This is a genomic window from Dyadobacter bucti (assembly GCF_005869225.1).
GTDB lineage: Bacteria > Bacteroidota > Bacteroidia > Cytophagales > Spirosomataceae > Dyadobacter > Dyadobacter bucti.
Genome location: NZ_SWFP01000003.1, coordinates 510,075 through 523,957, shown reverse-complemented (window position 1 = coordinate 523,957; position 13,883 = coordinate 510,075). Strand labels below are relative to the sequence as shown.

Genomic DNA, 13,883 nt, shown 5'->3' with positions numbered 1-13,883 from the left:
CATTTAACTTATTATTGTACGTATAACAATTTAAAATATGAACACTAAACTGACCCTCAAGCTGGACAGCAATATCATTGACAAAGCAGAGCTATTCCCTACTCGATCCCCGTTACAACACTCTTATACTTTCCAGTCTGCAATTCCTTTCTCATATTCATGAAGGTCTCGATCGGGCCCTGGCTGGCGAAGGTGTTCACGACCACGGGCGGGATGTTACCTCCGGGATCAACTTCCAATATATAATCGATCTTTACCCTGCCTTTGTCTGTTGGCGTAATGGTCCAGAAACCTTTCGAATGACTGATTCTTACAATCCCGGGTTTGACCGGAACCCAGCCAGGAACCGCAGGCGCGTTTACGGTTACAATTTTCGTAGCCAAATCCTGAGAAACTTTAACATGCGCTGAAAAATCACGATTTTCAAGTGGCCAGGGCAAACTGATTTCAGTGTAATAATACAGCTCGGCGGGAGAAACCTTTCGGATCAGCACGCATGATTTGGTATGGCTCACCCATCTCACAGCCGCCGGGATGTCCATCAGCAAAGCCACGACCTCCGAAGCACTTGCGTTAACATTACATTCTATTCTGAGCGCTTTTATTTTGGAGTCGGGTATGGATTTGGTATACACCTTGATCCCGCTTTTGGCAGTTAGAAACTTCCAGTCGGCCTGACCGCGGACAACAGCCGCTTGCAGCATGTATAAAATTAAAATAAGGATTGATTTCTTCATGGCACTGCAAACTTCCAACATAAACGCTCGATTCCAAACCAAAATATGTGCAGAATGTCAGAAAGCATGTTCCGCATGACATAAAGCTCGTTTCAGATATCGGCGTAGTTGGTAGTTCGTCGTAGATTTCAAATACGCTCAACTCTCTACGAATACCCAACTTTTCAAAATCGTCCACAATCACCCACAATCAGCTTTTTATCAAATATTTAAAAAAATAATGATACTTTCAGGATCATACATTTGATATTTTAAAAACCAATTATTATTTTTGTATATAAAGTTTTCATTTCAGTTTAAAAATTAGTGGTATGAAATCTACGCATGTCAACAACAATCACTGGAACACCCTCGCAAGCATCCGGCATCACATGTATGAGTACCTCCTCGTATTTTCCTGTGACCAGATTACCGAAACGATCATCATGAGTTTCAAGCAGTACTTTGAACAGCAATATGGCTGTATGCAGGCTGCAAAATTGCGTCCCTACCTCACACTATTCCACTGCGTCATCAACGAAAGTAAGATTGATCCGGTCATACAGGCGTGTGCAAAAATCGCCCGGCATACAAAGCCGATGAAAATGGAACTCGACGGCTTTGACAATTTTGAGCATGGCACCATGTATATTGGTGTGGAAAAGAAAGTCTCCCGGCAGATACTCACATTGGTGGCAGCATTAAAAGCAAGGACCGGGGAACACGTACGACGCTGGTCGCCGGGAGAAAATAAATTCTGCGCGACACCGCATATCACCATTGCCAAAAATATGACGGACGAGCAGATGGAGCGGGCAAAGAAAGAGTGGAGCCCCCGGAAATTTAACACAACTACTTCCATCAATGAGATAACCCTTCTCCGCAGATCGCTGCTCAAAGGCTCCCGATATGAGGTGGTTCAACGTTTCCCGCTGCTAGGTCTTCCCGAAGATCCATATATACAAGGTTCGCTCTTCCCTGACACACCCTGAAGAGGCGAGCTTTGAAGTTATGCAACGCACACACAATTTGCGGCGTATCGGTAACAGTAATCAATTCTGATACCGACTCAGCAAAGAAAAATGACACCTCGTAATCCATTAAAAATCTCCCCGTCGCCGGTTTGGGCGCATTGCATCGGAAAGCAAAAATCTGGCATCCACCTGCTTTTGATCCTGATCATCATTACATTCGCGGCTTGTTCCAAGGATGATGTTACTATTGAAAATGAAGAAACCAATACCGGAGCCGTTACCATCGACAGTACCACAACTTCATCAGGCACTGCGGAAGGCAACACCGGTACTGCCGCCGATGAAGAAGACCTCCTCGCCAATTCTGTTTTTTCCTCCGCGGTAACTATTGAATTTGGAACAACTGTAAGTATTTCCAATCCACTGGCCAGTGCCGGGGTTACCGTGACCGCAACCAATGGCGACGTTATTGTTAATTCAACTGTTTCCGAGGTAGAGTATGTACTTTCAGGAACGACCACGAGCGGTTCATTCAAAATTTACAGTGATAAAAAATTCAAACTCACGTTAAACGGCGTAAACATTACCAATCCAAGTGGGCCTGCCATTAACGTGCAATCGTCGAAAAGGGCATTTATCGTACTGAACAATAACACGACTAATACGCTCATCGACGGAGCAACGTATACGGCAAGCGGTAGCGAAGACATGAAGGCAACGTTGTTCAGTGAAGGCCAACTGATATTCAGCGGAAGTGGCAGCCTGAATGTAAAAGGAAATTACAAACACGCCATTTGCAGCGACGACTATATCCGCATTATCAGCGGGACCATTACAGTACCAGCCTCAGCATCCGACGGTATCCATGCCAACGACGCATTTATTGCCGACGGCGGAATTATTGATATTACCACTGCCGGGGACGGAATTCAGTGTGAAGAGGGGTTTATTGTGATCAATAACGGTACTTTCAAAATCAATGTCGCCGACAAGGCAATTACTGCATCTTATGATACGGATACAAGCATTGATCCTTATCTGACTATCAACGGCGGTACGTTCGATATTACTTCAACTGCCGGCGAAGGCATTGAAAGTAAAAGTATCATGACGATCAACGGCGGCACAATTGTGGCCAAAACAGCGGACGACGCCATAAACGCCGGTACTTTCATCTATATCAACGGAGGCAATATTTACGCGTACAGCACTTCCAACGATGCGATAGATTCAAATGGTCCGCTGACGGTGACGGGAGGGACAGTTATTGCTGTGGGAGCCGGGTCTCCGGAAGCCGGTTTTGACTGTGACCGCAGTACATTTAAAATCACAGGGGGAATTTTAATCGGCATAGGCGGATCCAGCAGCACGCCGACCGCCAATGCGAGCACGCAGCCATCAGCCTTACTGGGAAGCGGCACGGCCAATCAACTCGTCCATATCCAGGCAGCAGACGGATCGGAGGCTGTCACATTTTTGGTCCCGCGAAATTACAGTACAATGCTGTTTTCCAGTCCGAAGTTAAAGCTGAACCAGACTTATAACATCTTTACCGGTGGCAGTGTATCGGGTACGACGGAATTCAACGGGCTTTACACCAGCGGTGCATACACGGCAGGTACAAAGGCATCGTCCTTTACAACCTCAGCGATGGTCACCAGAGTGGGCGGCAGTACCGGGCCTTAACACGTCACTGTTTTTCCTGCGATCCGGGGCTGAATGTTGTTTTTGGACAACATTCGGTTTCCGGTTTTTTTATGGGTTTCTCAATTTAAGTGAATAGGGTGCCGAGTGCGGCCCGCCGCCAGCTTGCAGGTATATCTTACCGTTTGCTCATTGGATGATCCGGCAAAAAATTGCTTCCTGGCCTATTTTTGCAATTATTGCTGCCGTTGGTACATTGTATTTGATATTGAGAAAATGGAGCCTTACGTTTGCTATGCTCGAATCTCAAACAAAATACCTAGCCGACAACAGTTGGCGGTTTCTATGTGGTACACACTTCTGCGTATACGTATGAACGGTGTCGTGGCTACCGTAATGGATTAAATACCATTGCCCTGTTTGGGATTGAGCAACGGCAAGTGCGGCACCGTTTTTTGCTGCACTCAAACCTTCAAACATGCACCACATGCTAACTAATTCTGAAGAAGTGCCCGAAGAGCTCACACCAGCGCAGATCATTGAGAATTTTCTAGGAACAGGCATCGATCCTGTTATGCTTGAACGCCAGTATATCGACATTTTGCTACATTACCTGCGTCCAGTGGAAGATCACAGACCTTCCATAAGCCATACACAGGAAGTCATTGACGACTGCAGTATCATTACTGACTTGATAAGGCAAATCGCCGACTTTAACAGGGCGCGGTCCCGCTAGGGAAAGGGCTGTGGGGAAACCTTATTCACTGCGCAAAGATTTCACAGGATTTGTTAAAGCTGCATTGCCTGCCTGGTATCCTACTGTTAATAAAGCTATTATGATCACGGCCAGCATGGTAAAGGTAAAAATGCCAGGGTTAAGGTCAGTTCTGTAAGGGTAGTTTTCCAGCCATTTCTGCATTGCGAACCAAGCTGCGGGAAACGCTATAATAAACGATATTGCCACGAGTTTGATAAAATCTTTACTAAGCAGCATCATAATACCGGCAACGGAGGCACCCAGTACTTTTCGGATACCGATTTCCTTTGTACGCCTTTCCGCTGAAAGTGTGGCCAGCCCGAATAACCCGAAACAGGAAATAAGGATCGTCAGTACAGCACCGAAAAGCATAATTTGTTTCCATTTCAGCTCCGATTCGTAGTTTCCTGCGTTCACCTGGTCCCGGAAACGGTATGCGTAGGCATCCACTGGGAAAAGTCTGTGAAAGGTATTTCCTATATATTTCAAAGCAGCGGTTTCGGAATTCGGCTTGATCCTGATATTCATCAATCCGTATCCGTTTTGAGATTTCATGACAAAAAGCTGGGGCCTGATCTGCTGATTAAGCGCTGCAAAATGATAGTCCCTGACAACACCCACAACGCGATAAATTTTGTTATTACTCAGCATAAATTTCACTTCCTGCCCGATTGGGTCTTTCCAGGCAGCCTTTTTCACAAACGATTCGTTGACCAACACTGAGCTTATCGAGTCAGAGGGAAAATCTTTCGAAAAATTCCGGCCTTTTACCAGGGGTATTTTAAACAACGGCAAAAAGCTCTCGTCGATCGTCTCTTGTTCAAAATCGATCTGCGTATCGCCGTTGATCTTTGCAACGCTTCCCCAGCCGCCCGCGTTTTTAGCTGCTACTACCAGTATATCATTGCTTTTCAATAGTTCCTGCTTGAACAAGCTGACTTTATTTTGATCCAGGCCGTTCTTGTTCACCAGTACCACATTCTTATCATCATATCCCAGATCCTTGGAAACCAGATAATCAAACTGATAGAAAACCGTAACGGTTGCGATGATGAGAAAAGACGCAAAAGTGAACTGCAGGACAACCAGGCCTTTTTGCACATAATTTTTCCCAGCCAGATTGAGCCGGCTGTACAACGCCTCTACGGGGTTATAATTGGTGAGTATAAAAGCAGGATAAATCCCTGTGAGTAAACCTGTTACTATTAACAAGACCAGGTAACTGAGAATCAACGCAGAATCAAACAAATATGAAATCGCCAATACCTTGTTAGACAGGGCGTTGAAAGTGGGCAACACGAGTTCCAGCAGCAAAAGGGCCAGCCCAAAAGAAATGGAGGTAAGCAAAAACGACTCTCCCAAAAACTGCGTAACCAATTGCCCCTTTCCTCCCCCAACCGCTTTTCTGACGCCAATTTCCCTTGCCCGCTTCAGTGAGTGGGCAATTGACATGTTAATGAAGTTGATGCAGGCGATCAGCAATATAAAAAGTGCAATACCGGTGAGAATGTACGAATACATGGGATTGCTGGCATCTTTTAGTCCGTTCATAGCCACGAACTCTGTGCTGAGGTGCATGTCGGCAAGTGGTTGCAGCAAGTAACGGGCAGATTCCTTTACATCGTATTTCGTGCTCATCGCCACGATCGCCTCTCTGGCATCAGACTCATACACACGCTTCATTTTTGCTTCAACCGCCGGCACCTGCGCTTTGGGGGAAAGGATTACGAAGGTGTTCAAATTGAAGTTGAACCAGTTCTCACTGTTCTGATAGTCAATATTATCTGTATTTAACCTGATCAAAAAGTCGAATTTGAAAGAAGAGTTTTGGGGGCACCTTCTGGATATGCCTGAAATCACAAATGGCTCAAAATCCTTTGTCCTTTTCATTTCAAGTGTTCTTCCCAAAACGTCACGTGTCCCGAAAATTTGCTCAGCCATGTCTTCCGAAATAACCACAGAATTCGGGCGTTTAAGAGATTCCCGGGCGTTTCCATGAATCAGCGGAAATGAAAAAAATGAGAGAAAGCCGGAATCAACCCGCAACACTTCGTGGCCTTTGATGTCGCGCCCGGTACGGATATCCATAAAATCACCCATTACCCGCACATACGACTGGATTTCCGGAATGGCTGCCTTGAATTTCGGCCCCGGAAAACTGCCGGTAACGCCATCACCCTGCTTCACACTTCCGTCAGGGTTAATCCACTGATTCACAATCCGGTAAATGTTCGGATTATTGGCATGAAAACGGTCATAGCTTTTTTCATCCTTGATATAAAGGATGATCAGCATAGCCGCCGCCAGCCCGACCGCGAGGCCAGATATATTGACAAAAGAGTAAACCTTGTTTCTGACAAGATTCCGAAATATGAGGGTTATATGGTTTTTTAGCATCTTTGGCTGTCAACCGTCGGCGGTCAGCTTTCGGCTCTTTTCAACGTTTATTTATACCTGTTTTTAAAAACCCGTCCCAGGGAACGAATAGCTGACGGCTGGAACTACTCGCTCCTCAACGATTCCACCGGATTCATCAATGCCGCTTTGACGGCCTGAAAACTGACGGTCGTAAGCACGATCAGCACTGATAAGAGACCTGTAACCGCAAAAACTGTAATACTGATTGAAATTCTGTATTGATAACCTTGCAGCCATTGGTCCATCGCATACCAGGCGATTGGCGCGGCGATCAAAAAGGAAACGCAAACAGGCCTGACAAACTCACTCGAAAGCAACTGTATGATACTGACCACCGATGCCCCAAGTACTTTCCGGACACCGATCTCCTTGGTCCGCTGACTGGCCGAATACGCCGCCAGACCGAACAGACCCAGACACGAAATAAGGATAGTCAAGCCGGTAAAGAGACCGGTAAGCTTACCTGTACGTTGCTCGTCGGCAAACTTCGCCCGGTATGATTCGTCGGCAAATGTGTATTCAAAAGGGTACTCGGGGTTGTATTTTTTAAAAATTGCCTGTGCAATTTCGAGGTTACGTGCGGGAGTATTCTGCGGGTTCAGGCGAAGGCTTGCCCAGGATAGGCCATAGGCTGGGCCGGAAATCAGCACCGGATTAACGGTTTCGTAAGGTGAAGCGAAAATAAAATCCTTCACAACACCAACCACATGCCACTCTTTGCCACTAAATTTCACTGTTGTTCCCAAAGGATCTTTCAGACGCATGGTTTTAACCGCCGCTTCATTCAACATCAGTGCAGTCGAATCTGTCGGGAATTTGCGGACGTCGATATCCCTGCCGGCCATCAATTTCACACCATTTGTTTTTAGAAAATCAAAGTCTGCGCCAAACGGCACAAACTCGATATCCTTGTCTTTCTGAGTACTTCCCGGCCAGGATACACCCCAGTGCCGGGTATTCAGGCGGGTGATCGGGCCGATGGATTTACTGACTGAAATGGCTGCGCCACCGGATACCAGCTCCTGCTGTACTATATTGTAATGCTGTTGAAGATCGCCGGTAAGCTGCGTGAACAACAAATTAGTCTTATCATAACCACTGTCCCGTTTTTGTGCGTGACCGATCTGCTGTCTGATGACCAGCGTAGAAATAATCAGCACGATGGCAAACGTAAATTGCAGGACAACCAAACCTTTGCGGGTCGAAAACACGGAATTAACAGACCGGAAAGTGCCTTTGATAACCGTAACCGGCTGAAATCCGGACAAGAAAAAGGCGGGATAAATCCCTGCCAGAACGCCCGTCAGGAATACATAACCGACTGCCGCAACCCAGAAATACACAGACCCGACTTGCACTACGATTTGAGAGCCGAGCAGAGCGTTAAAGGCCGGAAGACTGGTAAAAACGATCAGGAACGCCACCAGTCCCGAGCATAATGCAAGGATTACGGATTCGCTGATAAACTGAAAGACCAGCGCTGTTCTGGGCGCTCCCGCTACTTTTCTGATCCCCACTTCCTTTGCCCGCTTTTCACTTCTTGCCGTACTCAGATTGACGAAATTAAAACAGGCGATCAGTAACGCAAACGCCGCAATAAAACCGAATAACCGGACCGTCACAATCTGTCCGCCAACGAGTTTTCCATTTTCCTGCCTGGAATACAAATGCCATTTATCCGCCCCGTGAAGAAATATTTTCCGGTTTGAAACATCACTCAGGACACCTTTCAGATGACTGGCGGTAGCTTTGCTGATTTTCCGGTTCACTACGGCGGGGTCTGCTTTTTCGTTCAGTAAAACATAGGTGTAAAAATTGTTATTATTCCAGTCACCGTTGGTCCAGCCCAAGGTTTCGAGATATTGCCAGGGGAGTATATAACCAATGTCTTTAAAGCTCGAATTGGCTGGGAAATCTTCAAGAATACCAGTAACTGTGAAATTGTCTTTCCGCTCTATCCGTATTGTTTTACCAATCACATCAGCCGTTCCGAATAGTTTTTCAGCCAGGGATTTTGTTAAAATGATACCGTTCTGATCCGACAATGCCCGTGTTTTATTACCGTATAAAAAAGCGACATCGAACATATCCAGAAAAGCCGGATCGGCGAAATTGCCATCAACATGTATATGCTTGTCGTTTGCCGAAAGCAATTGCCCTACCGGCAGGTATCTCGTAGCGTTTTCGATTTCGGGGTAATCTTGTTTCAATGCGGGGGCAAGTACCGAAGGTGTGGATCCCCAGACGAACATCTCACCATTGATTTTATCTTCATTATAAACCTGGAAAAGCCGGCCCGTTTTCGGGTAAAACCGATCGAAAGTCAGCTCATGGCGTATCCATAGAAAAATAAGCATCGACGAAGCCATGCCCACAGCAAGCCCGGTAATGTTGATAAAAGCATATCCCTTCGCTCCCATCAGATTCCGCCAGGCAATTTTCAGATAATTTGTCAGCATAATTTTTTGACTTTTGTCTTTTCCTCCTCCCTTTCCTCCATCGTCCCTTTCCTCCCCTTACTCACTCCTCAACGATTTCACCGGGTTCATCAATGCCGCTTTGATACTTTGGAAACTTACCGTTAAAAAAGCTATGGCGACGGCGATCACGGCGGCTACAAGGAATATCCACCATTGTATGTTGGTCCGGTAGGCAAAATGTTCGAGCCACTGGCTCATGAAATAGTAGGCTATAGGAGCGGCGATGAAAAAGGAAATAACAACGAGGATCAGGAAATCGCGGGATAAAAGCGCAACGATACTCCCTAAGGAGGCACCCATCACTTTCCGTACGCCGATTTCTTTGGTCCGCTGCATGGTGCTGTACGAAGCCAGACCCAGCAAACCGAGGCAGGATATAAATATCGCGAGGATCGCAAAGTTGAAAAACAGCTTTTCGAAACGTTCTTCGCTCCGGTACTGCCGGTCAAAGAATTCGTCCATAAAATAATAACTGAAAGGCCGTTCCGGCATGATCGACTTCCACTTGCTTTCTATGGCCGCAATAGACGATTGCAAATTCCCTCCTGCAACTTTCACGGAGACCAAATCGCAGCCACCCGGTTCGATACGCATCGTCAGCGGCTTGATATTTTCCTGCAAAGACCGGAAATGAAAATCCTTTACGACACCTACAATCTTCCCTTCCCTGCCCCACTGCCTGAAACGCCGGCCGATTGCTTCCTGCGGAGAACTGTAACCAAACAGTTTTACCGCGGACTCATTCATCACCATGGCTTGGGTTGTATCCGTGCCAAATTCTCTTGAAAAAGCCCTTCCCGCAACCATTTTCAGCTTAAACTGCGGGATATAATCGAAATCGACGAAATACAGGTCCAGATTGGCAATCTGCAAATCCCCGCTTTTGTTTTCTATTTCCGAATAAGCACCGGGATTACCGCTGCCCGGAACACTGGATGAAGCTGCCGTTGACAATACCCCCGTCAGACCTTCCAGAGATTGTTTGAATGCCAGTTTTTTGGGGTCACCCTCGGTATTAATGATCAGCATCTGATCTTTGCTGAAACCCAGGTCGCGGTTCCGCATGAAATTCATTTGCGTATAAACTACGATTGTGGCAATAATCAGCGCGATAGAGATGGCAAATTGGGCCGCTACCAGCCCTTTTCTCAACAAGATCCCTTTCACACTTGTCGCGAAACGTCCTTTTAATACAACAACCGGCTCAAAAGACGACAATACAAGTGCCGGGTAAATACCAGCCAGCATACCGATCATTATGGCGGCCAGGAACATTCCCAGGACAAATGGGAGGTTTGATAAAATTCCGGTACTGACCGTTTTTCCGGCCAGGTTGTTGAATAAAGGGATCAGGAGGGCTGAGAGAACAGTTGAAAATATAAATGCAATGAGGCATAGCAAGACCGATTCAATGATAAATTGCCTGGCAAGAAGCGCCCGGGGTGCACCGACAACCTTGCGAACGCCTACTTCCTTCGCCCTTTCCGCCGACCGTGCAGTGGTGAGATTTACAAAATTGATACATGCGATCAGCAATATAAAAACAGCCACAACCGAAAAGATATAGACATTGTTCATGCTGCCCTTTTCCTGCCCCTCTCGGGTGGAATGCAGGTAAACATCTCTCAAAGGCTCCATTAAAAGGGTGTAGAACATCTGATTTTCCTTCATCAGTTTACCCGCGCGGTTCTGAAGAAATGCAGGAAATTTCTTTTCCATCGCTTTTCCCGTAGTTCCCGGCTTCAAAAGTAAATAGGTCGATGCGCCAAAATTGGACCACTGGTCGTCAAGTCCTTTATTGAACCGCTGAGTAAGGGTCGACATCGATACAAACATGTCGCCTTTGATCTGCGAATTATCAGGAATGTCTTTCATGACACCGGTCACGGTTGCAGGCAGCCCTTCGCCCGATAAAAGCAATGTCTGTCCCACCGGATCGGTATCGCCGAAATACTTTTTTGCTGCTTTTTCCGTAAAAACGATGCTTAACTGATCCTTAAGGGCTGTTTTGGGATTTCCCTTGATCAGTTTGAAATCAAAAACGCGGAACAAGGATGAGTCTGCAAAAACCGTTTTTTCCTCCTGGAATTTGATATTGCCTTTGCGTACCAGGAAACTGCCTCCGCTAACCCGCGCAAACTCCTCCACTTCAGGAAGATCATTTTTAATGGCCGGTGCAAATGCCCATGAAGTAATTGGCGCGTAGATCGTTTCCGAGGGTGTTTTGATATCCGTTACCAGTCTGTAAATCCGGTCGGCTTTGGAATGAAAAGCATCATATTTCAATTCGAAATTGACATAAAGGAATATCAGGAAACAGGCCGACATCCCAACCGTCAGGCCCATTATGTTAATAAACGAAAACACTTTGTGCTTCCAGAGATTACGGAGGGCGATTTTTAGGTAGCTTCTTAACATTTCCTGGTATTGACTGTTATGTGGTTGAAATTTGGTTTTTTTCGGGTTCCGGGTGCTACTCGCTCTTTAACGATTTCACCGGGTTCATTAATGCTGCTTTGATACTTTGAAAACTGATCGTGAGCAGGGCGATACCTATGGAAATGACCCCTGCCAGCGCAAAAACCCACCAGTTTACCTGTGTGTGGTACGCAAAATCTTTCAGCCAGTTGGTCATAGCATACCAGGCTATTGGCGACGCAATAACGATGGCGATCAGGACCAGTTTCAGGAAGTCATTGGAAAGCATGATTACCAGACTGGTCACGGATGCGCCTAAAACTTTGCGCACACCGATTTCCTTGATCCTGAGCTCTGCCATAAACATGGAAAGGCCGAGTAATCCCATACATGAAATAAAAATCGCTATTCCCGCAAAAATCCCGAAAAGCAATTGCTGTGTCTGTTCGCGTGCATAGAGCTTTCCAAATCTTTGATCCAAAAATTCGTACGCAAAAGGAACATCCGGAAACTGCCTCCTCCAGACCGACTCCATGTGACCTATCGCACTTTTAATATTATTCCCTGAAATATGAACCGACATCCACCTCATGTTTCCTGGCTGCGAAAACATCACAATAGGTGCAACTTTCTGGTGCAGGGACTCAAAATGATAATCTTTGGTAACCCCGACGATCTGTCCGCGGATTTCGCCGTAGCCAAACCTGCTTCCTATCGCGTCATGCGGATTTTTCCAGCCCAGCAATTTTACAGCCGTTTCATTCAGGATAAACCCGGAAGTTTTATCCGTAGTGAATTCCCGTGAAAAATTCCTCCCGGCTGCCATTTTGATCTGATAGGTTGAAATAAAATCCTCGTCCACCGACAAAGACTTGATACTGATGTCGGCCGGCGCCATTGAATCCCCTTTCATCACATACGCCTCCCACGAATCCAGCAAACGTCCTGACGGAATTCTCGAAGAGCGGCCCACTTCCAGGATATTGCTATTCTCTTTCAATTGTTGCCGGATACTCTCGTAATTGGTTGCAGAATCTCCGGCAGCGCGTAAAAGAACGATCTGATCTTTGGAATAACCCAGTTTATAATTCTGTACATACCGCATCTGATTGTAAACCACTGCCGTACAAATAATGAGTACCACAGCTATGGAAAACTGCGCCACTACCAGCACCTGACGCAGATTTCCGTTTTTCAGGGCGGATGCAATTTTGCCTTTTAATACACTGACCGGCTGAAAAGAAGTCATGAAAAAAGCCGGATAGCTGCCTGCTATCACCCCTGTAAAAAGCGTAATACAGGCTAGAATTGAGAGAAACAACGGATCGAGCAGGGCTTTCGCTGTCAGGGTCTTTTGCGTAAAATTGTTGAGATAAGGCAGGCAAAGCACCACAATGATCATCGCAAAAAGCATAGAAACCACTACCATCAGAATGGATTCACTCAAAAACTGCCGGACCAGCTGGGCGCGTACTGCTCCTATCACTTTGCGCATACCCACTTCTTTGGCCCGTGTGGCAGACCGCGCCGTTGCCAAATTCATGTAATTGATGCAGGCGATGATCAGTATAAAAATCGCGATGGCCGAAAACAGATATACATATTGAATATCGCCATTGGCCTCGATTTCTGAATCCAGATGCGAGTGCAGGTGGATATCCGTGAGTTTCATGAGGTCAAGCACCGAATAGGTAGAAGCTTTGGCTTCTATACGGCGATTTTGAAACACAGGAAATGCTTTCACAAGCTTTTGCGGATCATATCCTTTCGGCAGAAGTAAGAACGTTGAGAATGAATTGTTGCCAAAATTTGTCCTTAAACCTTCGGCTCCGTATACCCGGTCGTCGTTCAATGTCGAAAAAGAAACGAGGAAATCAGGGTGAAAAGAAGATTGTGCAGGCAAAGGTTTAAAAACGCCCGTAACAGTGTAGTCGAGCTGATTATCAAGCCTGATGATCTTTCCGACCGGATTTTCTTTACCAAAATACTTTTCAGCCATTGGTCTCGAAAACATGATCGAAAAAGGGTTTTCCAATGCATTTTGAGGATTGCCCTGCTCCACATGAAAAGTAAAAACCTTGAACAGGTTGTTCTCGGCGGCGAACATATTCTCTTCATTAAAAATTTTCTCGCCGTATTGTACCAATGCACCGGTTTCCAAAAGCCTGACGACCTCTTCCACCTCGGGGAAATCCTGAGCAACCAGAGGCCCGAACGGAGGCGCAGCATGTCCGAGGCGCAACGAAGCCGTTCCGTCTTTCGACAAAAAAGTCCTGGACAACCGATAGATACGGTCGGCATTTTCATGGTGCCTGTCGTAGCTCAGTTCATCTTTGACATAAAGCGACAGCAACAGAAAACAAGCAAGCCCCAACGCCACGCCGGCAATGCTGATGACACTGAATGTCTTGTGCTTTAAGAGATTACGGAGCGCGATTTTTAGATAGTTTTTGAACATGGTGTTTTTCTTTTAACG

Annotated in this window: 8 protein-coding genes; 3 read left to right on the top strand and 5 right to left on the bottom strand. The window is 46.3% G+C overall.

All coding sequences use genetic code 11. From position 1 onward, the window contains the following. Positions 1-98: 98 nt before the first annotated feature. A complete protein-coding gene (locus FBF61_RS12245; RefSeq protein WP_138478097.1) occupies positions 99-704 on the bottom strand; it encodes an START domain-containing protein in 606 nt (201 codons plus the stop codon). A gap of 344 nt (positions 705-1,048) precedes the next feature. Between FBF61_RS12245 and FBF61_RS12240 the strand changes: the two genes are divergently transcribed. The 3 genes from FBF61_RS12240 to FBF61_RS12230 all read left to right on the top strand — a co-directional run bounded on the left by FBF61_RS12240 (position 1,049) and on the right by FBF61_RS12230 (position 4,070). Next, complete coding sequence (locus FBF61_RS12240) at positions 1,049-1,708, top strand: 2'-5' RNA ligase family protein (protein WP_138477506.1); 660 nt, start codon at positions 1,049-1,051, stop codon at positions 1,706-1,708. 90 nt (positions 1,709-1,798) lie between these two features. Next, positions 1,799-3,376: a carbohydrate-binding domain-containing protein gene (locus tag FBF61_RS12235; RefSeq protein ID WP_138477505.1), complete on the top strand. Its 1,578-nt coding sequence runs from the start codon at positions 1,799-1,801 to the stop codon at positions 3,374-3,376. Positions 3,377-3,821: 445 nt separating this feature from the next. Beyond that, complete coding sequence (locus FBF61_RS12230; protein ID WP_138477504.1) at positions 3,822-4,070, top strand: hypothetical protein; 249 nt, start codon at positions 3,822-3,824, stop codon at positions 4,068-4,070. Positions 4,071-4,091: 21 nt separating this feature from the next. On the opposite strand, the gene FBF61_RS12225 is transcribed toward FBF61_RS12230, so the two are convergent. From FBF61_RS12225 to FBF61_RS12210, 4 genes are all read right to left on the bottom strand, one after another. Then, entirely contained in the window at positions 4,092-6,488 is a 2,397-nt protein-coding gene (locus FBF61_RS12225; protein ID WP_138477503.1) for an ABC transporter permease, read from the bottom strand. 104 nt (positions 6,489-6,592) lie between these two features. Beyond that, on the bottom strand, positions 6,593-8,968 hold the full coding sequence (locus tag FBF61_RS12220; RefSeq protein WP_138477502.1) for an ABC transporter permease: 2,376 nt from the start codon (positions 8,966-8,968) through the stop codon (positions 6,593-6,595). Between the two features lie 57 nt (positions 8,969-9,025). Continuing rightward, on the bottom strand, positions 9,026-11,407 hold the full coding sequence (locus FBF61_RS12215; protein ID WP_138477501.1) for an ABC transporter permease: 2,382 nt from the start codon (positions 11,405-11,407) through the stop codon (positions 9,026-9,028). 55 nt (positions 11,408-11,462) lie between these two features. Beyond that, positions 11,463-13,865, bottom strand: coding sequence for an ABC transporter permease (locus tag FBF61_RS12210; protein WP_138477500.1), 2,403 nt, complete (start codon positions 13,863-13,865; stop codon positions 11,463-11,465). Positions 13,866-13,883: the final 18 nt, after the last annotated feature.